The organism is Thermococcus radiotolerans (genome assembly GCF_002214565.1).
In the GTDB taxonomy this organism is placed as follows: domain Archaea; phylum Methanobacteriota_B; class Thermococci; order Thermococcales; family Thermococcaceae; genus Thermococcus; species Thermococcus radiotolerans.
The window spans coordinates 1,033,397-1,051,608 of the sequence record NZ_CP015106.1; the positions used below are offsets into that span (position 1 = coordinate 1,033,397).

Below are 18,212 nucleotides of genomic sequence, written 5' to 3' on the forward strand. Positions count from 1 at the left end.
GCAGGCACAAAAAGTTTTCCATTTTTATTTTCCGTACGTCCCCAATAAAGGGTGCTGGACCGAGGATTCTTCCAAAATGTTTATATCCCTCCCAAATAACCTTTAAAAGGTGAGAGCCATGGAACAGGGAAAGGTCGCCGAAATCATCGACTCTGTTCTGCCCGGCGAAACGGTTCTGGTAACATACACCACATCCTACATCCCCGAATTCGCCCTGAAGTTCTTCATTGAGTACTCAAGGGAAAAGGGCATTCCCCTCGTTATTGATGATAATTTCGACACCCTTCACGCCATTATAATCCACGCCAAGACCATGGGGCTTTCCCTGGACTTAGACAACGTCTACGTTCTGAAGACCGGGGGCAAATTCGAGACGGGAAACGTCCTGACGAGGGTTCCGTTTCACCCGGATCCGAGGGTTTACATCAAAAACTACGAAGAGAGCAGCGTTAAAGTCTTCAGGGAAATTCCATCCCCGATGATAAACCTCGTCCTCGGCCTGGAGAACCTCTTCCTCGTCACGAGAACTCCCCTTGACACGTATCGCATCATACTGGCCATGCAGAGGTTCACAGGAAACGAAAGGAGAAAGGCGTTCTACCTAATCAACGAGGGAATAATGAAGAGCCTCCCCCTTAAGAGCCTTTACGAGCTGGAAAGGATCTCCACGACGGTCATCAGGCTGAGACCGTACCACACGGGAGCGGAGGTTAAAGTCCTGAAGAGCATCAACCCGAACTTGGTTGGCCTGGAGACAACGATAGACGCAGGGGAGTGGAGCTGATGGAGGCCCTCAAAAAACCCGTTCTGATTACAGAGAAGGACCTCGACGAACTGCTGGAGCAGATCTGGCCAGGGGGTACCACCATAGTCGAGAACAGGGCATCGCTGGGAATAGAGTTCACACTCCATGCATTCATCCAGTACTCAAAGAAGAAGGGAATCCCCCTGATAGTCGAGGACATATTCGACACACTGCCGGTCTACATGACGCACCTGAGACTGATGGGGGTTCAGGTGAATGATTCCGACGTGAAGGTCATCAAAGTCGGCGGAACCCAGGAAACAGGGGACGTAATAGCCAAGATAAAGTTCGGAAACGACCCCTACGTCTACCAGGAAAAGATCGATAGAGAGCTCCGGAAGATAACGGGCGACTCCATGTACGTACACCTCGTCCTCGGCCTGGAGAGACTGCTGGTCCTTCAGGGCGACGTCCGCAGTATCTACACCCTCATGGGGCTGATAAAGCAGAAACTGGGGGACGAGAGGAGAATCAACCTGTACCTGGTGGAAACGCCAATTATAGAAACCCTCGACTTCAACCCCCTCCCGATGCTTGAGGACCTTGCGACGTCGGTGATAGAACTCCAAGATGAGGACGAACTCATAGATATAAAGTTGAAAAAGTCGGTGTTCACACTGCTCATGCACAGGGATCACCTGCTCGTCTCCCCGAGGGAGATACTGCGGTGGTGGATGTGAGCTTCCTCAGCAGGCTGCTTGGAGGAGACGAAAGGAAGGAAGAGCCAAGCACTCAAGGGGTTTCTGGAAAGCCCATAGGAAAATTCAGAGTGGACAGCGTGCTCAGGGTATTCACCAGACCTGTTCTCATCGGAGAAGTCCTCGAAGGTACAGTCTATCCAGGCTGCAAACTCAAGGGGAGGGGAACCGGAAAGATCGTTAGAATGGAGCAGGAGAGACGGGAGGTAGAATTCGCCGCGAGCGGCGATAGAGTGGCCCTCATGCTGGAGAACGGGATGTCCGTCGAAGAGGGGGATGTGCTGGAGATATACCCGTGATGATACCGCAGAAGCAACATGGGGCAAGTTTTAATTCCCCTTCACCAATTTCTTCCGGGGGAAGAAGATGGGAATTTTCAAACGGTTCAGAAAGAAAAAGGACGAGCCGGAGATAGTCTCGAGGCACCCCGTTGGAAAGTTCAAAGTCATCGGGACGACCTACGTCCTCGGAAAGCAGGTTTTGGGTGGAGTCGTGCTTGAGGGGGTCATATACCCAGGCTACAAGCTCAAGGGCGGGGGGATAGCGCTCGTTAGGGAGATACACATCCGGAACAGGAAGGTGGATTTCGTCGTGGAGCACGACGAAGCGGCCCTGGTTCTCGAGGGAAAGATGAAGGTCAAAGATGGCGAAATCATAGAAGTTTACCGATCGTGAGGTGATGGTATGATAATCTGGGACGACCACTTCCACGTTGACCCATACAAGGGGCTCTTCCTTGAAGCAGTCAAGCAGTTCCACCGCGCTGGAGGGACTCATCTCGTCGTGGTCTATAAGACGGCCCACGACTACGGCTTCCCTGGGCTGAAGGCGGAGGACTTCATGAAGGCGATGGACTTCCACATCGAGCTCGTCGAGAAGATCAACAGGGAAACGCCCGTCAAGGCATATGCCGTCGTCGGTGTGCACCCCGCGGAGTTCGTTTATCTCGCAGAGCAGAAAGGCCTCGAATACGCCAAGGATGAGGTCATGAAGGCCCTCAAATACGCCCAGAGGCTCTGCCTTGAGGGAAAGGCCATAGCCATAGGCGAGATAGGCAGGCCGCACTACGAGGTGAGCGAGGAAATCTGGGAGGCGAGCATAGAGCTTATGAAGTACGGGATGGGCTTAGCGAAGGAAGCCGACTGCGCGGTTCAGCTTCATACCGAGAGCTTCGACGAGGAGAGGTTCAGGGAGCTTGGGGAATACGTGAGGGAGGTTGGAATAAAGCCGTACAAGGTCGTCAAACACTTCTCGCCGCCGCTCGTTAAGGTGGCAGAGGAGGTCGGGGTCTTCCCGAGCATAATAGCCAGCAAGAAGAACATCAAGGCGGCGATAGAGCAGGGCAACCGCTTCATGATGGAGACCGACTACATAGACGACAAGCGCCGTCCGGGAGCAGTGCTCGGGCCGAAGACCGTGCCGAAGAGGACGAAGGCGTTCCTACAGAACGGCCTCTTCACCGAGGAGGACGTTTACAAGATTCACGTCGAGAACCCGAGGAAGGTCTATGAGGTAGAGGTTGAGGAGTAGAGTACCTTTCCCTCCCTTAAAACCGTCTTTATGAAGCTGTCCTCCCTTCTTTTAAACTCCCCTGGCTTTATGACTACCGGGCTTATCAGCTCCCCGTATTCGAGGAGAATATCAGTAACAATATTCATCAGCTCATCGAAATCAACGTCACCCACGATAAGGACGTCTATATCGCTCTCCTCGTCGTAGTCTCCTCTCGCGTAGGAGCCGAAGAGCACGATATTTTCGATGGAATGGCCAAATTGATCCTCCACTCTCCTGAGGAATTCATCAAGGGCTGAGGCTTTCTTTCCCATGGGTACTCCCCTCCAATGCTCGCTTTATCCTCTCAAGGAAACGCTCGGCGTTTTCGACTACGCTCTCGGCTTCCTCTGTGGAGGGAGTGTAATAAACGTCGTAATCTGCTCGCGACCTTAAAGAAAAGGCGGAGGTCAAGTATTTAGCATAGACCTTCTCAATAAAGCCCTCATCTACAAAGTGAAGGCCAAACATCCTCACAACACCGGAATGCTTTTTAGGATTTACCCCCTTCATTAGAAGCAGGGCTCTTGCCGCATGAAACATGGAGTAGTAGGCGCGGCTTATAGCGTCCCTGAGTCTTCCATTCTGGAGAAGTAGCTGGGCGGAGGATAGCTCCTCCTCTGCAAGTTCAATATGCTTAGCGACCTCTTCCGGAACGGCCATCTTCCCACCACGGTAAATTTGGTCTACAATGTATTTAACCCCTTCGTCAGACCTCCACCCTCCTCACCACCCTCACAATCCCGGGCTCGCCGATTTCTCCCTCCACTTCAAAGATTTTGCCAAGGAACTGCTCCACGACCCAGACGTTTGTGACGAGGTGGCTGGTTATCTCCGTTACCCCTATCTCTCCACCAGCGAAAGCTAAGAACGGTATCAGCTGGTCGCCGAGGAACCTGTCAACCGCTTTTCCGCCGGTCAGCTGGTCGAGAAGCTCATCGGCGGCCTCCCTGCCAACAACCTCGGCGGGCTTTCCGCGTTTTCCAAGGGCATCCCCCCCGAGCCTCAACGAATCGGTTTCAGCCCAGAGAACGATGCCGCTTCCCGGCCCGAGGGAGCGAGAAACCTCGGTCTCTATCTCGACTGGGACGCTGTAAAGCTCTTCAAGCCTCTCCCTGGCAGCCTTTGCCTGTCTCTCGGCGACGTGGGCCGGCAGATTGGTGGCATGGCTTACCCCTGCGAAGCGCTCCACCTTGCCCCACTCAATGGCATTCAGGGGCTTCCTCTCCCCCCAGGGCTCAATCCTCCCAACCACCAGCCCTCCACCCTTCGGGTAGTGCCCTCTCCGTCTGATTTCAAGTTCAGCCTCAATCCCAATCCTCCCGAGGGCGTAGAGCGTTACGTTCTTCAGGTAATCAACCGGAGGGCTCCACGGAACGTCGGTTCCGCCGGTTATCTCAAAGCTCCCGCCCGTGAAGGCCATCGCAGGGAGCAAAGCCTGAAGCACGAGGGTTATACTACCGGCGGTCTTTATGGGAACGCGGACGTGCCTTGGCTCGGCCTTTCTGGGTATAAACTCAAGGACGGTAGAACCGACCTGGGCGCCCTTAACACTTGCGCCGCTCAGCTCCTTCAAGGCCAAAATCCCGTGGAGGTGCTGCGGTCTGAGACCGGGGTTTGGTCTGTTCGCGCGAATCTTGACGATTTTAACAGGCTTTTCGGTGATGACGGAGAGGGCTATGGCGGTCCTCAGTATCTGCCCCCCACCCTCGCCGTAGGAACCGTCTATCACTATCATCTCTCCCACCGTTAGGAGTTTCGATGGGAACGCTAAAAATTTTGCCGAAAGGCTTTTACTCGGTGAAGCCAACTCCAAGCGGTGTGAGTATGGACGAACTTGAGTTCTGCATCAAGAGCATGAGCTATCCCCTGGGCATGCCCATCGAGAACCTCCGGAGGGAGAGGGGCCCCGTTGCCACGATTTCGGGAGATACACTGGTTGTACCGGAAGCTCCTCTGGCGGTCGGGTGTTACCTCACTGCGCTGGTCGTCTTCGCAAGTCTCGACGTGGTGGACAGGAAACGCCTGAGTGACGATTACCAGAGGTTCGAAGAGTTCAGGCTGAAGATTCTGGGCTCAGAGCTGGGGAACGTCGTTGGGGACTACCTCAGAGAACCCTGGGAGTACATCCGGGTGGAGACCTCAACGGCCATAGACTGGCTGGAGTTCGAGAGGCGGGAAGAGAAGGTACGACCGTACCTCAAAAGAATCGTGGAGCTCAGGGAGAGAACTTCAGACCGCTCCGAGTTTCTGGCCAAGGCGGACTTTTTGAGTGAGCTGAGCGTTGAGGATGCTTTGCTCTTAAGCTACCTGTCCGGGGAAGCCGGGCTCAGGGAGCTTGTAAACGCCGCCCTCGGCAAGCACAACAGAGATTTCCGCGGGATGGTCGTTCGCTACTTCAAGGCCCTCCGAGGTTGAGCCTCACAGCGAGGGAAAGGGCCTCCTCAGGAGAAAGCCGCTTCCGTGCCATGAGGGCCCTGACCAGCCTGGCCAGGGCATCAACGTTTCTCAGATTCAGCCTCTCAGGAGGATAGTCAAGGAAACGCTCCGGCTCAACCCTGAAGCCCAGTCTCTCCGATAGCTCTGCCGCGAACTCCTCGACGGTGAGGGGCGGAAGGCGGACGATGGCGGGAAAATCCAAGGAGGAATACTTCCCTGCGTCCTTCGTTTCCACAACAATTGGAAAATCCCTCTCCTTTTCAAGCAGTTCGTAGACTTCCTTAAGCGGCGGCTCCCTTAGAAGAACCGTGTCTGGAGGGAGGACTTCTCCCAGCTCGGTTCCCCTCAGATTCTCGACGAGAACGTCAACGCCGAGCGAGAACACATCCAGTGGCTCGAACTCGGGAACGGGCTCTTCCTTCACATCCTCCCCCTTTTCGAAGGTTATGCGCTGATAGAGAGCCTCACTGACGAGCGTGAACTGGTAGATCCTCTCAACGCCCTCCAGGTAGAGAACCCCGTTGGAGAGTAGCCTGAGGCCGAGCCGGGCGAGGGAGGCGCTGAGCGAGGCCTCACTCTTCGTTGTTATCGCCTTCCTCTCCCCGACTTCCTCGCTCCCCCTGCTGACGAGACGGTAGTCGCCGGGGAAGAGGCCCTTGGCACTGAAGAACTCCTCAAGGGTCTGCTTTGCCTTCTCCTCGCTGACCGCGTAGACCTTGATGAATTCCACGTTTTCACCGCGGTCAACCCCTATCAGCACGACCGCGTCGTGCCTTTCCTTCGGAATCAGTATGTCCTCCATACCCATCGCCGGTTCGTTTCTGCTGATTTGATGACCAAAAATCGAGAGCGCGGGAAGTTGGGAGGCCTTCAGAGACCCTCTTTAGAGACGCTCGTTAGAGACACTCTTTAGAGACTCATTGCCCCCAGGAGCTCTCCGGTGTCGAGGTTGACTATCTGCACCTCCCTCTTCCTGGTGTCGAGCAGGGCGACGCTCTTCACTCCTGTAACGTAACCGCAGACCTCGCCGGGGTTGACGAGTATGGTCCTGCCCTCCTCGCGTATCTCGTAGCGGTGGGTGTGGCCGACTATGACAACGTCGTATAGCTTGCTCCTGGCAAGCGCACGGACGATGCGCTCGTCGGTGCCGTGGGTTACGGCTATCTTCATGCCGTCGGCCTCGATTTCCAGTATCTCGTCGTAGATGCCCAGCGCCTCGTAGAGGCCTTTCCTTTCGCCGTCGTTGTTGCCGAAAACACCCTTAAGGGGCGCCTTGAGCTTCTTGAGTTCCCTAGCAACGAATGGGGCAACGTAATCACCCGCATGAATGACCAGCTCAACGTTCCTCTCGTTGAACAGCTCGACCGCCTTTGCAATGGCGGGCAGGTTATCGTGGGTATCGCTCATTATCCCTATCAGCATGCCCTCACCCATGAGGATTACACCCTCAAGGCTTATAGGATTAACCGTGAAAATATGTGAAAACTCCCAGATTTTTTCATAGAAAATCCGGGCAAAAAACAATAGCAAAATTAATAGGTCTTTGGGAGGATGGGTATATTCGAGAGGGTGATGTCATGTTCACCGGTAGAGCCGTCATAGCGGTTAAAATCCTCCGTCCTCTGGGAGACTGGAGCGCCGGCGACGTCGTTCTCCTTGAGGACTGGAAGGCGAAGGAACTCTGGGAGGCCAAGATAGTCGAGGTTATCGATGAGACCGACAAGGTCATAGGAGAGATAGACCGCGCGATAGCGGAGGAGCGTGAGAACGAGCCCCTGATGCCCCTGCCTGCCGGACTGTACGAGAGGGCCGAGTTCTACATGTATTACCTGGAGAACTACGTGAGGATGAACGCCGGAGAGGGGATAGAGACAATAAACGTCAAACTGACCAAGCTCGCAAACCTGAAGAAGAAGCTGGAGCACCTGAAGACGATACGCTTCAACAAAATCCTGAAGGCGGTTATGCTGAGGCCCAACAGCCTGGAACTCCTCTCACGGCTCTCGCCGGAGGAGAGGAGGATATACCTCCAGCTTTCCAGAATCAGAAACGAGTGGCTGGGTGAGGAGTGATGGACAGGGAGGACATGATAGAAAGGTACGCACGCTTTCTGAGGGAGTACGTGGACGACAGCGGAAACGAGGTCTACCTGAACAAGCTCAAGGATTTGCTCACGGTTACCCCAAAGCGCTCACTGGCGATAGACTGGACGCATCTCAACTCCTTCGATCCGGAGCTTGCTGGAGAGCTCCTTGAAAACCCCGAGGAGAGCATACTCGCCGCGGAGGATGCCATTCAAATAGTTCTCCGCGAGCCGCCCCTTCTCAAGGAGGAGGAGTTCAAGGTTCACGCGAGGTTCTACAACCTTCCAAGGACTCTCCTCGTCAAGGAACTCGGGAGCGAGCACATAAACAGGCTCATTCAGGTGGAGGGTATAATCACGCGCGTGAGCGAGGTGAAGCCCTTCGTCGAGAAAGCCGTCTTCGTCTGCAAGGACTGCGGCAACGAAATGGTTCGCCTCCAGAGGCCCTACGAGAACATAGTCAAGCCGAGCAAGTGCGATGCCTGCGGTTCCAGAAACGTCGATCTCGACGTCGAGAAGAGCCGCTTCATAAACTTCCAGAGCTTCCGCCTCCAGGACAGGCCCGAGAGCCTCAAAGGCGGCCAGATGCCGCGCTTCGTTGATGCGATACTCCTCGACGACCTGGTGGATACCGCCCTGCCGGGCGATAGAATCCTCGCCACCGGAATCCTCAGGGTCATTCTGGAGCAGAAGGACAAGAGGCCGATATTCAAGAAGGTTCTGGAGGTAAACCACATAGAGCAGCTCAGTAAGGAGATTGAGGAGCTGGAGATTTCACCGGAGGACGAGCAGAAGATACGCGAGCTGGCCAAGAGGAAGGACATCGTCGATGCCATCGTTGACTCCATAGCTCCCGCCATATGGGGCCACAAGACGGTTAAGAAGGGCATAGCCCTGGCACTCTTCGGCGGTGTACAGAGAACTCTCCCGGACGGAACGAAGCTTCGCGGTGAGAGCCACGTTCTGCTCGTTGGAGATCCTGGAGTGGCCAAATCCCAAATTCTCCGCTACGTTGCCAACCTGGCGCCGAGAGCGATTTACACGAGCGGTAAGAGCTCAAGTGCAGCCGGTTTGACGGCCGCAGCGGTTCGCGACGAGTTCACCGGTTCGTGGGTTCTTGAGGCCGGTGTTCTTGTCTTAGCGGACGGTGGATTCGCGTTAATCGACGAGTTCGACAAGATGAGCGACAGGGACAGGAGCGCGATACACGAGGCACTCGAGCAGCAGACCATCAGCATCTCCAAGGCGGGCATAACCGCAACCCTGAACGCGAGGACGACGGTTATAGCGGCAGCTAATCCGAAATACGGCCGTTTCAACCGCCACAAGTCCCTCCCGGAGCAGCTCGACCTTCCACCGACCCTGCTCAGCCGTTTCGACCTCATCTTCCTGCTCCTCGACGAACCGGACGAGAAGGTCGACTCATCGATAGCCGAGCACATCCTCAAGGTGCGCCGCGGCGAGGCGGAAGCCGTTACGCCCAAGATACCCTACGAGCTGCTCAAGAAGTACATAGCCTACGCGAGAAAGAACGTCCATCCCGTTCTGAGCAGGGAGGCGATGGAGGAGATAAAGCGCTACTACGTCAGGATGAGGAAGGGCTTTAAGAGACCGGGCGAGGACGACGGCGTGCAGCCGATTCCCATAACCGCGAGGCAGCTCGAGGCCCTGATAAGGCTCAGCGAGGCCCACGCCAGGATGCGCCTCAGTGAAACCGTCACCAGGGAGGACGCGAGGGCGGCGATAGCGATAATCGAGGACATGATAAGGAAGATAGCAGTTGACGAGGAGGGGACGCTGGACGTCTCGATACTGGAAGTCGGCAAGAGCTCCAAGAAGATAAACAAGATCGACAGGATGGTTGACATCATAAAGAGCCTAGAGAGCGAGGGAGAGTTCGGAGCCCCGGAGGACAGGATACTCGAGGCGGCAAAGCAGGCCGGTCTCGGCTCGGAGAACGAGATAAAGAAGCTCATCAACGACCTCAAGCGCGACGCCAGGATATACGAGCCACGCGCGGGCTTCTACCGCGTGCTCTGATTCCCACCCTTTTCCCCACGCCAAAAGGTTATAAACGTCTCCCGGTAGTTAAGATGGAGGTGAGGAAAGTGAGCGAGAAGAAGGTTGACTTTTACGATTTCGAGGGTCTGCTCGATAAGGCTTACGAGGAGCTTCCCGAGAACGTCAAGCATCACACTTCCCGTTTCGAGGTTCCGGCCGCGGTCGTCACGATAGCTGGAAACAGAACTATAATCGAGAACTTCGTGGACATAGCCGAGGCTATGAACCGCGACCCGAACCACCTGCTCAAGTTCATTCTGCGCGAGGTGGCAACGGCTGGAACGCTTGAGGGAAGGCGCGTCGTCCTGCAGGGACGCTTCACACCGTACCTGATAGGCAACAAGATGAAGAAGTACCTCAAGGACTACGTCATCTGTCCGGTCTGTGGAAGTCCGGATACGAAGATTATCAAGCGCGGACGCTTCCACTTCCTCAAGTGTGAGGCCTGCGGTGCCGAAACGCCTATTCAGCACCTTTGAATTCCCTTTTCTTTTCAGGGTTTGACGGTCGATAAAAACTCTTTTAAACTTTACAAACTACAAGTAGGCGACACTCTCAGCAGTCAGGGGGAGTTCTCATGAGCATGGAAGAGAAGGTTAACGACCTGTATGAGAGAAAAAGGAAGATTCTTGAGATGGGCGGCGAAAAGGCCGTCGAAAAACAGCACGCTAAGGGGAAGCTAACCGCACGCGAGAGGATTGAGAAGCTCCTCGACCCCGGAAGCTTCGTTGAAATAGGCGCGTTCGTCAGGCACCGCGGAACCGAGTTCGGCATGGACAAGAAGGAACTGCCCGCGGACGGTGTCATCACCGGCTACGGTACCATCGATGGAAGGCTCGTCTTCGTTTTTGCCCAGGATTTCACCGTCATGGGCGGTTCCCTCGGTGAGATGCACGCGGCCAAGATAAAGCGCGTAATGGAGCTGGCACTCGAGGCTGGAGCGCCTGTGATAGGCCTCAACGACTCCGGCGGTGCCAGAATCCAGGAGGGTGTTGACTCGCTCAAGGGCTACGGCGAGATTTTCAAGATGAACACCATTCTCAGCGGTGTCGTTCCGCAGATAACCGCGATAATGGGGCCCTGCGCTGGCGGAGCCGTCTACAGCCCGGCGATAGGAGACTTCATCCTCATGGTGGACAACCCGGCGAGCTTCATGTTCATCACCGGCCCGCAGGTCGTCAAGGCCGTGACTGGTGTGGAGGTCACGCCGACCCAGCTCGGTGGAGCCATGGTCCACGCCCAGCGCGCCGGACAGGCCCACCTGGTCGGTAAGAGCGATGAGGAGGTTCTGGCGCTCATAAGGCGCCTCGTGAGCTACCTGCCCTCCAACAACATGGAGAAGCCGCCGCGCGTCAAGACGAGCGATTTGCCCTTCAGGAAGACCGAGAGCCTCTACTCCATAGTCCCGGACGACCCGAACAAGGGCTACGACGTGAGGGGGGTCATCTACGAGATAGTTGACAGGGACGAGAACGGCAACCCGGACTTCCTTGAAATCCTTCCCTACTTCGCCCCGAACGCGGTCGTTGGATTCGGAAGGATGAACGGCCAGACCGTCGGTATAGTCGCCAACAACCCGATACACTTCGCCGGCGTTCTCGACATAGACAGCTCCGACAAGATTGCCAGGTTTGTTAGAACCTGCGACGCCTTCAACATCCCGATAGTCACCCTCGTTGACGTTCCGGGCTACCTCCCGGGAACCCAGCAGGAGTACGGTGGAATCATAAGGCACGGTGCAAAGGTCCTCTACGCCTACTCCGAGGCAACCGTTCCGCTGGTCACGATAATCCTCAGGAAGGCCTACGGCGGTGCCTACCTCGCCATGGGAAGCAAGCACCTTGGAGCTGACTTCGTCTTCGCCTGGCCCACCGCAGAGATAGCGGTCATGGGCCCGGAGGGAGCCGCCAACATCATCTTCAGAAAGGAGATAGCTCAAGCCGAGAACCCGGAGGAGGTTCGCCAGCAGAAGATACAGGAGTACAGGGAGCGCTTCGCCAACCCGTACGTTGCAGCGGCGAGGGGCTACATAGACGACGTCATCGACCCGGCCGAGACGAGGGCAAAGATAGTCTTAGCCCTCGAGGCCATGGAGAGCAAGCGCGTTAAGCTGCCGCCGAAGAAGCACGGCAACATACCGCTGTGAGGTGTTAGCATGGTCGTGATGAGCGAGTTCATGGAGGGCCTGAACCTGACGGTGCTGGGTGTCACAATAGTCTTCATGGTGCTCAGCATCCTGGCGGTCGTTCTCTACGCGGTTGGCTGGACCGAGAGAAGGCTGGTGGAGCGGGAAAAGCCAGCCCCCGCTCCGGTTCCACCCTCAGAGGTCGAGGCCAAGGAGGAAAAGCCGGCCATACCCCCGAGGGACCTCGCGGTCATAACGGCCGCGGTTCTCGCGTACACCGCCGAGAAGGCTTCACAGCTCAGGCCGCTGCCGTTCAAGAGGAAAGTTTCAGACGCCTGGCGCCTCTACGGCGTCCAGTCGAGCATGGAGGAAGTTGAGGACTTCAACTACGAACTTGGGAAGTGGTGAAGATGGCGAAGGTCAAGGTCATCGTGGATGGTGTTGAGTACGAGGTTGAGGTTGAGGAGCTTGGAATGGGCCGCTTTAAGGTTGCCTTTGAGGACAAGGAGTACACCGTTGAGGCGAAGGGTCTGGGAATAGATATGAGCGCCCTGAGCGCCAGTGCTGCCCCTGCAGCTGCTGTTCCTTCGCCTGCGCCCGTTGCTGCTCCGGCTCCAGCCCCGGTTGCTCCGGCGGCGCCAACTCCCGCCCCGGCCGGGGAGGGTGCAGTCACCGCCCCAATGCCGGGAAAGATTCTGAGAATCCTCGTCAAAGAAGGCGATGAAGTCAAAACCGGCCAAGGACTCCTAATCCTCGAAGCAATGAAAATGGAGAATGAGATTCCAGCACCAAAGGATGGAGTAGTGAAGAAAATCCTCGTAAAAGAAGGCGACACCGTCGACACCGGACAAACACTAATAGAACTAGGGTGAAGGGCCATGGTTGGACTCGTGGAATCGATAATAACGTTCTTCCAGGGCATGGGACTGATGAACCTCACGGCGGGCAACGTGATAATGATAATAGTCGGCCTCACGCTGGTGTACCTGGCCATAAGATACGAGATGGAGCCGCTCCTGCTGCTCCCGATAGGTATCAGCGCGGTGCTGGTGAACATACCCCTCGGCCACCTGGCCAACTGGCCCATAGCCCCGAACCTTCCGGAGCATATAGCGGACAACATATTCGCAACTCTCAGCTACCTCAACCAGCAGTACGGCCCGCCCGGAATCTTTGATATCATCTATTACACCCTTATAAGGACGGAAATCGTCCCGCTCCTGATATTCTTCGGTCTGGGAGCGATGACGGACTTCGGTCCGATGATAGCCGACCCGAAGACGGCACTCATGGGTGCGGCGGCGCAGATAGGTGTGTTCATAGCGATGCTCACCGCCCTGGCGCTCGGCTTCAACCTCCACCAGGCGGCAAGCATAGGCATCATAGGCGGCGCCGACGGGCCGACGACGATATACCTTACCACGAAGCTTGCACCGGAGATACTCGGAGCTACGGCGGTAGCTGCCTACAGCTACATGAGTCTGGTCCCGCTGATTCAGCCACCGATCATAAGGGCCCTCACGAGCAAGGAGGAGAGGCGCATAAGGATGGAGCAGCTCAGGCCCGTGTCCAAGAGGGAGAAGATAATCTTCCCGATAATCAGCATGATCGTCATCGGCCTTCTCGTTCCCAGTGCCGCTCCGCTCGTTGGAATGCTCATGATAGGCAACCTGTTCAGGGAGAGCGGCGTCGTCGAGAGGCTCAGCAAAGCTGCCCAGGAGGAGCTGATGAACATCGTCACCATATTCCTCGGCCTGGGCGTCGGTTCGACTATGAGGGCCGACAGCTTCCTCACAGCCCAGACACTGATGATCCTTGGCCTCGGAGTGGTCGCCTTCGCCAGCGCCACCGCCGGCGGCGTGCTCTTCGGAAAGCTCATGATGAAGCTCTCCGGAGGAAGAATAAACCCGATGATAGGCGCCGCGGGAGTTTCGGCGGTCCCGATGTCGGCGCGCGTCGTTCAGAGGATGGCCAGCGAAGAGGACCCAGGAAACTTCATCCTCATGCACGCGATGGGTCCGAACGTTGCCGGAGTCATAGGGACTGCTGTGGCCGCTGGAGTTTTCCTGGCGGTTCTCGGGTGACTTCCCACCTTTTTGTCAATTTTTGAATGAAAAGCTTAAAATAGGAGAAGAGCGCTTTAGGTTAAAGCGGTGGTGAAGGAAATGCGTGTGAAGACTTTAATGACTCCAGACCCAGTGGTGATAGAGCTTCCGGCAACGAGGGAGTACGCCCTCAGCCTCTTCAGGAAGCACAAAGTAAGGTCATTCCCCGTCATCAACAAGAACACGAAGGCCCTCGTCGGAATAATAAGCATAAAGCGTGTTCTGCTCCACCCCGATGAGGAGCAGCTCGCGATGCTCGTTAAGAGGGACGTTCCCACCGTCAAACCAAACGATGACCTGAAGAAGGCCGTTAGGGCCATGCTCGAGATGGATTACAGGCGCGTGGTTGTGGTTGACGATGAGAACAAGGTTCTGGGAATTCTCACGGTTGGGGATATCGTGAGGCGCTACCTGGCGAAGAACGAGAAGCTGAAGAACGTTAGCATCGAGAGGTACTACCAGAAAAACGTCGGCGTCGTCTGGCACGGGACGCCTCTCAAAGCCGCCCTCAAGGCGCTCCTCCTATGCAACGCGATGGCAATCCCAGTCATCGACGACGAGGGCAACCTCGTGGGCATGGTTGACGAGACAGACCTCCTGAAGGACAGCGAGGTCATAAGGGTCATGAAGCAGACGGCACTGGCCGCCTCCAGCGAGGAGGACTGGATACTCGAAAGCAACCCGACGCTCCTCTTCGAGAAGGCCGAGCTCCAGCTCCCCAAGAAGCCCGTCTCAGAGATAATGAACCGCGAGCTCGTCGTTGCAACGCCCCACATGAGCATCTACGACGTCGCCCAGAAGATGGTTCAGTACCACATCGAGCAGCTGCCCGTCATCAAGGGAGAGGGAGAGCTCGTCGGCATCGTCAGGGACATGGACATCATAAAGGTCATCCTCAACAAATGAGCCCGCAAGGGCTTAAGGTATTCCCCTTTTCTTACGGGTGATGTTCGTGAGGGAGGTAAGGCTGTCTCTCTTCGGTTTTGGAAACGTCGGCAGGGCCCTCGCGCGGGTTCTGGTTGGGAAGGGTTCCATCTTCCGCGAGAGGTACGGTCTGGAGTTCAAGGTCGTGAGCATAGCTGACACCAGCGCCGTCGTCTGGCTTCCCGAGGGGATAGACCTCAGGGAGGCGCTCATGGTAAAGGAGAACTTTGGAATGCTTTCCTCATGGACGAACGAGTACGAGGTTTACAGTTTCACACCCGAGGAAGCGGTCAGGGAAATCGACGCGGATGTCGTTATAGATGTCACCAACGACAAAAACGCCCACACCTGGCACCTGGCGGCGCTGAGGGACGGGAAAGCCGTCGCCACGAGCAACAAACCGCCCCTGGCGTTCCACTACGCCGAGCTGATGAGGGAGGCGGAAAGGAGGGACCTCCCATACCTCTTCGAGGCCACCGTGATGGCGGGAACACCGATAATAACCCTCCTCCGCGAGGGGCTGAAGGGCGACACGGTGGAGATGATCGAGGCGGTTCTAAACGCCACCACGACCTTCATCCTGAGCCGGATGGAGTCCGGGCTGGATTTTGAGGGGGCACTCAAGGAAGCCCAGGCTCTCGGGATAGCCGAGCGCGACCCTAGCGGGGATGTACTGGGTATAGACGCCGGATACAAGGCAACGATACTCCACTGCCTGGCCTTCCACCCAGTGACATTCAACGACGCTCATGTTAAGGGCATAGTGGAGGTAACCCCAGAGGACGTGAAGAGGGCCAGGGAGCGCGGAAGGACCCTGAGGCTGGTAGCGATGGTGGAGGATGGAAATGTCAGGGTGGAGCCCAGGGAGGTGCCCCTCGACGGTCCCCTCGCCGTTGAAAGCCACGAGAACGCCGCGGTTATAAAGACAGACCTGCTCGGTGAGCTGGTCATCAAAGGGGCAGGGGCGGGGCTGAAGGAGACGGCGAGCGGCGTGGTGAGCGACATCATAAAGGCGGCACTGAAGGTTTAGGGGAGCTTCCCTACCTCTCTCCCTCTGAGGATCACTGCCACCCCGTCGATTCTCCTATCCAGTGCCAGCTCACCAACCTTGACGTAATCAGAGACTTTCCCACTCCACAGGGGCGAACCATCCTTCAGAACCCTCACCTCATAGACGGAGCCCTTCTTTTTAGCAGAGAGCCTGTATTCACCGTTATCTAATATAACGAGGTATCTCTCCACCGAAAGGGAGAGTAGTCCAAAGCCCAACGTTAACAAGAAGGTTCCAAGAAAGTCTATTCTCATTAAATACGCCACGATTGAGGAGCAGAACAGAACGACAAGAAGGAATGCGTAGCCCTTCCGAATGCCAGTCAGTCTCCTGACCTCCACTAACTCCACCAAGGAGTAAATCCTGCTCAAACCTTTTAAGCTTTCCTCCCAAGAACCTGTGGTGAAACCATGGAGCACGTGATAGCGCTCCACCAGGTCTACGCGGAGCTGATATTCCGCGGACTGAAAACGGTAGAGCTTAGAAAGGCCAGGGCGTTCAGCGAGGGAGACACCGTTTTCCTCTACGTGGCGAGGGGGAACCCCTACGAGCTGAGGGACACGCTGAGAAGGCTCGGCCTCCACGAGGAGCAGACGCTGACGCAGAGGGGAACGATAGCCGGCGGCTTCGAGGTGGGTGAGGTAATAAAGGCCGACCCCGATACGCTCTGGGAGATGACAAAGGAAACCAGCGGTTTGGCCCTGGTTCACGGGGAGAACGGGAAGCGCTGGCTGGGCGAGTATATCAGGGAGTACGGTTACGCATTCACGATAGAGAGGCCGTTCCTCTTCAAGGAGCCCATGAGCAGGGAGGAGATGAGGGAGCGCTACGGAGTTCACGTCGAGGGCATAATCCATCTCTCGAGAAAAACTAGAAAGCCCTGGGTGAGGGCTCTAATAGAGGACCTCCTGGCGCGGGAGGCCGTGTATCTCTAATCATCTTTTTCCTCGCCTTCTTCCGGCTCAACGATTACGTAGGGGCCGAGACTGAGGCTCTCGATTTCCTCCTGCGTCAAAAGCCGGCTCTTCACTTTCTCGCCGATGAGGGCGCTGTTGCCGAGGGGGTCCATAATCCTCACGGTGAGCGGTTTTTTGCCCTCCTTGACCTCCTCGATGTACTGGAGTATTTCGTCGGCCTTTTTGGCGGCCTCCTCGTCGCCCTCGCCCTGCCGGAAGTGCTTGGCCATTACCAGCGTTTCTCTAACGCGTTCAAGGATTCCCTCGACGTTGGTGACGAAGCCCTCCGCAGCTGGCCCAGGCTCTATCTTGACGCCGATTTCCTCCAGCTCTATCGTTCCACTCTTACTCCTCACGACGCGGGTGAAGAGGTCCTTTTCCTCCTCAACCTTTACGCTGTAGAGCTTCGGAGGCCTGTCCTCCAGTATCATGACGTCGGCGTTTCTGTAGCCGCACTTCTCGCAGATTATCGTGCTCTCCATGACCTTCCCGAAGTAAGGAATGTCGTGAACGTACTGAAGGGCCTTGAGCGTGCCCTTACCGCCGCATATTGGACAGTCTCCCAGCCGGATTTCCTGAATCTCTCCTTCCCTCTCGGTCATCTCTCACCACCGAAGAATAGACTCAATTAACCCTTTATAAAATCGTAGGATAGAAAAAGAAAGCCGTCACTTGGTTATCCTGATGTCCGCCGGAACGAGAATCAGCTTTATCTCGTGCTTGCAGATTTTAGCGGCCTGTCCGCCAAGGGCGCTGACCATTCCCTTTATCTGCTCGGCAACCTTCTCAAGAACCTCCGGCTTGACCTCAAGCGGGGTGAGGTCGACCAGGATTATGTTGCCGTTCTGGAGCTCCTCAGAGATTCTCTCGAGGTCGGCATAGCTGGTAACGACGATCTTCTTGAGGTACCTGACCTGGGGCTTGACTATCTCCTTAGCAAGAACATCCTCCTCGAGAGGAATGACATCGATGTCACGCCTAGGAGCAACCTCCTTTTTAATCGCCGCGGGCGGCTTCCTCTTGGCCTTTTCGTCCTTCTTTTTGAGGCTGTCAAACAATCCCATAACTGTTCCCCCCAGTTAATCGTAAGGCTGGATTAATTTGGGCATTGGTGTTTATATCTCTTTCTGAAAACCCCCCAACCCCTCCTCTTCCCGCAACCGGAACAGCCCGAAGACGCTGAGGAGGAAGGTGGCAACCGCGAAAGCCAGGGGTACGTAGGTGTAGAAGTCCCACCCCCAGGTGAAGGAGGCGTTGTAGATGAGCCAGACGCCGAGGGTAATCGAAAATAGTGCAAGCGTCAGGTAGAGCTCCTTCTTGGAGCCGCCGGTAACGGCCAGCCTGAGGAACTGGAGCAGGAAAAGCACCAGCACCGCGATGGCTATGACGTCAACGAAAAGGGAAGCCCCCATGG

25 protein-coding genes are annotated in these 18,212 nt (G+C 56.1%); 16 read left to right on the forward strand and 9 right to left on the reverse strand.

Going from position 1 to position 18,212, the window contains the following annotated elements:
* Nucleotides 1-118 precede the first annotated feature (118 nt).
* From A3L10_RS05655 to A3L10_RS05675, 5 genes are all read left to right on the forward strand, one after another.
* Nucleotides 119-784 (forward strand): DUF257 family protein, encoded by a 666-nt coding sequence (locus tag A3L10_RS05655; protein ID WP_088866736.1) that lies wholly within the window; start codon nt 119-121, stop codon nt 782-784.
* On the forward strand, nt 784-1,485 hold the full coding sequence (locus A3L10_RS05660) for a DUF257 family protein (RefSeq protein WP_088866737.1): 702 nt from the start codon (nt 784-786) through the stop codon (nt 1,483-1,485). The genes A3L10_RS05655 and A3L10_RS05660 overlap by 1 nt, the downstream gene beginning before the upstream one ends.
* The gene (pbp11, locus tag A3L10_RS05665; protein ID WP_232460947.1) at nt 1,476-1,802 is read left to right on the forward strand and encodes a tRNA-binding protein Pbp11; all 327 of its coding nucleotides are present in this window, start codon (nt 1,476-1,478) and stop codon (nt 1,800-1,802) included. The genes A3L10_RS05660 and pbp11 (A3L10_RS05665) overlap by 10 nt, the downstream gene beginning before the upstream one ends.
* A 67-nt stretch (nt 1,803-1,869) precedes the next feature.
* Nucleotides 1,870-2,178, forward strand: coding sequence for a tRNA-binding protein Pbp11 (gene pbp11, locus A3L10_RS05670; RefSeq protein ID WP_088866738.1), 309 nt, complete (start codon nt 1,870-1,872; stop codon nt 2,176-2,178).
* A 9-nt stretch (nt 2,179-2,187) separates the two neighbouring features.
* Nucleotides 2,188-3,033 (forward strand): TatD family hydrolase, encoded by an 846-nt coding sequence (locus tag A3L10_RS05675; RefSeq protein ID WP_088866739.1) that lies wholly within the window; start codon nt 2,188-2,190, stop codon nt 3,031-3,033.
* On the opposite strand, the gene A3L10_RS05680 is transcribed toward A3L10_RS05675, so the two are convergent.
* From A3L10_RS05680 to rtcA, 3 genes are read right to left on the reverse strand one after another with little or no spacing between them, the layout of a single operon-like run.
* The gene (locus A3L10_RS05680; protein ID WP_088866740.1) at nt 3,009-3,329 is read right to left on the reverse strand and encodes a nucleotidyltransferase domain-containing protein; all 321 of its coding nucleotides are present in this window, start codon (nt 3,327-3,329) and stop codon (nt 3,009-3,011) included. The genes A3L10_RS05675 and A3L10_RS05680 overlap by 25 nt on opposite strands.
* Nucleotides 3,304-3,717 carry a HEPN domain-containing protein gene (locus A3L10_RS05685; protein ID WP_088866741.1) on the reverse strand — a complete coding sequence of 138 codons (414 nt, stop codon included), beginning with the start codon at nt 3,715-3,717 and terminating at the stop codon, nt 3,304-3,306. Before A3L10_RS05685 ends, A3L10_RS05680 begins: the two co-directional genes overlap by 26 nt.
* A gap of 46 nt (nt 3,718-3,763) precedes the next feature.
* The gene (gene rtcA, locus A3L10_RS05690) at nt 3,764-4,792 is read right to left on the reverse strand and encodes an RNA 3'-terminal phosphate cyclase (protein ID WP_088866742.1); all 1,029 of its coding nucleotides are present in this window, start codon (nt 4,790-4,792) and stop codon (nt 3,764-3,766) included.
* Nucleotides 4,793-4,881: 89 nt separating this feature from the next.
* Here rtcA and A3L10_RS05695 point away from each other — a divergent pair, with 89 nt between their 5' ends.
* Nucleotides 4,882-5,472 (forward strand): hypothetical protein, encoded by a 591-nt coding sequence (locus tag A3L10_RS05695; RefSeq protein ID WP_088866743.1) that lies wholly within the window; start codon nt 4,882-4,884, stop codon nt 5,470-5,472.
* On the opposite strand, the gene A3L10_RS05700 is transcribed toward A3L10_RS05695, so the two are convergent.
* Both A3L10_RS05700 and A3L10_RS05705 read right to left on the reverse strand, forming a co-directional pair.
* Nucleotides 5,453-6,295 carry a hypothetical protein gene (locus A3L10_RS05700; RefSeq protein WP_198362064.1) on the reverse strand — a complete coding sequence of 281 codons (843 nt, stop codon included), beginning with the start codon at nt 6,293-6,295 and terminating at the stop codon, nt 5,453-5,455. The two genes, A3L10_RS05695 and A3L10_RS05700, sit on opposite strands and share 20 nt — an antisense overlap.
* A 107-nt stretch (nt 6,296-6,402) precedes the next feature.
* Nucleotides 6,403-6,915: a metallophosphoesterase gene (locus A3L10_RS05705; RefSeq protein ID WP_088866745.1), complete on the reverse strand. Its 513-nt coding sequence runs from the start codon at nt 6,913-6,915 to the stop codon at nt 6,403-6,405.
* Nucleotides 6,916-7,070: 155 nt separating this feature from the next.
* On the opposite strand from A3L10_RS05705, the gene A3L10_RS05710 reads away from it, so the two are divergent.
* The 9 genes from A3L10_RS05710 (at nt 7,071) to A3L10_RS05750 (ending at nt 15,821) form a co-directional block, all read left to right on the forward strand.
* Nucleotides 7,071-7,565, forward strand: coding sequence for a hypothetical protein (locus A3L10_RS05710; protein WP_088179817.1), 495 nt, complete (start codon nt 7,071-7,073; stop codon nt 7,563-7,565).
* Nucleotides 7,565-9,616, forward strand: a complete 2,052-nt coding sequence (mcm, locus tag A3L10_RS05715; protein ID WP_088179816.1) for a minichromosome maintenance protein MCM — start codon at nt 7,565-7,567, stop codon at nt 9,614-9,616. Before A3L10_RS05710 ends, mcm begins: the two co-directional genes overlap by 1 nt.
* A gap of 53 nt (nt 9,617-9,669) precedes the next feature.
* A complete protein-coding gene (locus A3L10_RS05720; protein WP_088179815.1) occupies nt 9,670-10,116 on the forward strand; it encodes a translation initiation factor IF-2 subunit beta in 447 nt (148 codons plus the stop codon).
* Nucleotides 10,117-10,214: 98 nt separating this feature from the next.
* Nucleotides 10,215-11,783 carry a carboxyl transferase domain-containing protein gene (locus A3L10_RS05725; protein ID WP_088866746.1) on the forward strand — a complete coding sequence of 523 codons (1,569 nt, stop codon included), beginning with the start codon at nt 10,215-10,217 and terminating at the stop codon, nt 11,781-11,783.
* A gap of 18 nt (nt 11,784-11,801) precedes the next feature.
* Nucleotides 11,802-12,170 carry an OadG family protein gene (locus A3L10_RS05730; protein WP_088867548.1) on the forward strand — a complete coding sequence of 123 codons (369 nt, stop codon included), beginning with the start codon at nt 11,802-11,804 and terminating at the stop codon, nt 12,168-12,170.
* Between the two features lie 2 nt (nt 12,171-12,172).
* Complete coding sequence (locus tag A3L10_RS05735) at nt 12,173-12,634, forward strand: acetyl-CoA carboxylase biotin carboxyl carrier protein subunit (RefSeq protein WP_088866747.1); 462 nt, start codon at nt 12,173-12,175, stop codon at nt 12,632-12,634.
* Nucleotides 12,635-12,640: 6 nt separating this feature from the next.
* Nucleotides 12,641-13,846, forward strand: a complete 1,206-nt coding sequence (locus tag A3L10_RS05740) for a sodium ion-translocating decarboxylase subunit beta (RefSeq protein ID WP_088866748.1) — start codon at nt 12,641-12,643, stop codon at nt 13,844-13,846.
* A gap of 81 nt (nt 13,847-13,927) precedes the next feature.
* Nucleotides 13,928-14,773: a CBS domain-containing protein gene (locus A3L10_RS05745; RefSeq protein WP_088866749.1), complete on the forward strand. Its 846-nt coding sequence runs from the start codon at nt 13,928-13,930 to the stop codon at nt 14,771-14,773.
* A 46-nt stretch (nt 14,774-14,819) separates the two neighbouring features.
* Entirely contained in the window at nt 14,820-15,821 is a 1,002-nt protein-coding gene (locus A3L10_RS05750) for a homoserine dehydrogenase (protein WP_088866750.1), read from the forward strand.
* Here the strand turns inward: A3L10_RS05750 and A3L10_RS05755 are convergent.
* Nucleotides 15,818-16,192 (reverse strand): hypothetical protein, encoded by a 375-nt coding sequence (locus A3L10_RS05755; protein WP_157726905.1) that lies wholly within the window; start codon nt 16,190-16,192, stop codon nt 15,818-15,820. The two genes, A3L10_RS05750 and A3L10_RS05755, sit on opposite strands and share 4 nt — an antisense overlap.
* Nucleotides 16,193-16,252: 60 nt before the next feature.
* Here A3L10_RS05755 and A3L10_RS05760 point away from each other — a divergent pair, with 60 nt between their 5' ends.
* Entirely contained in the window at nt 16,253-16,777 is a 525-nt protein-coding gene (locus A3L10_RS05760) for an ASCH domain-containing protein (RefSeq protein ID WP_088866752.1), read from the forward strand.
* Here the strand turns inward: A3L10_RS05760 and A3L10_RS05765 are convergent.
* The 3 genes from A3L10_RS05765 to A3L10_RS05775 all read right to left on the reverse strand — a co-directional run bounded on the left by A3L10_RS05765 (nt 16,774) and on the right by A3L10_RS05775 (nt 18,210).
* Nucleotides 16,774-17,400, reverse strand: coding sequence for a ZPR1 zinc finger domain-containing protein (locus tag A3L10_RS05765; protein WP_088179808.1), 627 nt, complete (start codon nt 17,398-17,400; stop codon nt 16,774-16,776). The two genes, A3L10_RS05760 and A3L10_RS05765, sit on opposite strands and share 4 nt — an antisense overlap.
* A 66-nt stretch (nt 17,401-17,466) precedes the next feature.
* Entirely contained in the window at nt 17,467-17,862 is a 396-nt protein-coding gene (locus tag A3L10_RS05770) for a cell division protein SepF (protein WP_088866753.1), read from the reverse strand.
* A 51-nt stretch (nt 17,863-17,913) separates the two neighbouring features.
* Nucleotides 17,914-18,210 carry a hypothetical protein gene (locus A3L10_RS05775; protein WP_088866754.1) on the reverse strand — a complete coding sequence of 99 codons (297 nt, stop codon included), beginning with the start codon at nt 18,208-18,210 and terminating at the stop codon, nt 17,914-17,916.
* Nucleotides 18,211-18,212: the final 2 nt, after the last annotated feature.

Coding starts and splice junctions, on each gene's coding strand:
- pbp11 (WP_088866738.1), top strand. CDS start 1,870: ATGGGAATTTTCAAACGGTTCAGAAAGAAAAAGGACGAGCCGGAGATA.
- A3L10_RS05760 (WP_088866752.1), top strand. CDS start 16,253: ATGGAGCACGTGATAGCGCTCCACCAGGTCTACGCGGAGCTGATATTC.
- A3L10_RS05730 (WP_088867548.1), top strand. CDS start 11,802: ATGAGCGAGTTCATGGAGGGCCTGAACCTGACGGTGCTGGGTGTCACA.
- A3L10_RS05660 (WP_088866737.1), top strand. CDS start 784: ATGGAGGCCCTCAAAAAACCCGTTCTGATTACAGAGAAGGACCTCGAC.
- A3L10_RS05700 (WP_198362064.1), bottom strand. CDS start 6,295: ATGGAGGACATACTGATTCCGAAGGAAAGGCACGACGCGGTCGTGCTG.
- mcm (WP_088179816.1), top strand. CDS start 7,565: ATGGACAGGGAGGACATGATAGAAAGGTACGCACGCTTTCTGAGGGAG.
- A3L10_RS05775 (WP_088866754.1), bottom strand. CDS start 18,210: ATGGGGGCTTCCCTTTTCGTTGACGTCATAGCCATCGCGGTGCTGGTG.
- A3L10_RS05680 (WP_088866740.1), bottom strand. CDS start 3,329: ATGGGAAAGAAAGCCTCAGCCCTTGATGAATTCCTCAGGAGAGTGGAG.
- A3L10_RS05695 (WP_088866743.1), top strand. CDS start 4,882: ATGGACGAACTTGAGTTCTGCATCAAGAGCATGAGCTATCCCCTGGGC.
- A3L10_RS05685 (WP_088866741.1), bottom strand. CDS start 3,717: ATGGCCGTTCCGGAAGAGGTCGCTAAGCATATTGAACTTGCAGAGGAG.
- A3L10_RS05675 (WP_088866739.1), top strand. CDS start 2,188: ATGATAATCTGGGACGACCACTTCCACGTTGACCCATACAAGGGGCTC.
- A3L10_RS05720 (WP_088179815.1), top strand. CDS start 9,670: ATGGAGGTGAGGAAAGTGAGCGAGAAGAAGGTTGACTTTTACGATTTC.
- A3L10_RS05705 (WP_088866745.1), bottom strand. CDS start 6,915: ATGCTGATAGGGATAATGAGCGATACCCACGATAACCTGCCCGCCATT.
- A3L10_RS05765 (WP_088179808.1), bottom strand. CDS start 17,400: ATGACCGAGAGGGAAGGAGAGATTCAGGAAATCCGGCTGGGAGACTGT.
- A3L10_RS05655 (WP_088866736.1), top strand. CDS start 119: ATGGAACAGGGAAAGGTCGCCGAAATCATCGACTCTGTTCTGCCCGGC.
- A3L10_RS05735 (WP_088866747.1), top strand. CDS start 12,173: ATGGCGAAGGTCAAGGTCATCGTGGATGGTGTTGAGTACGAGGTTGAG.
- rtcA (WP_088866742.1), bottom strand. CDS start 4,792: ATGATAGTGATAGACGGTTCCTACGGCGAGGGTGGGGGGCAGATACTG.
- A3L10_RS05725 (WP_088866746.1), top strand. CDS start 10,215: ATGAGCATGGAAGAGAAGGTTAACGACCTGTATGAGAGAAAAAGGAAG.
- A3L10_RS05745 (WP_088866749.1), top strand. CDS start 13,928: ATGCGTGTGAAGACTTTAATGACTCCAGACCCAGTGGTGATAGAGCTT.
- A3L10_RS05740 (WP_088866748.1), top strand. CDS start 12,641: ATGGTTGGACTCGTGGAATCGATAATAACGTTCTTCCAGGGCATGGGA.
- A3L10_RS05710 (WP_088179817.1), top strand. CDS start 7,071: ATGTTCACCGGTAGAGCCGTCATAGCGGTTAAAATCCTCCGTCCTCTG.
- A3L10_RS05770 (WP_088866753.1), bottom strand. CDS start 17,862: ATGGGATTGTTTGACAGCCTCAAAAAGAAGGACGAAAAGGCCAAGAGG.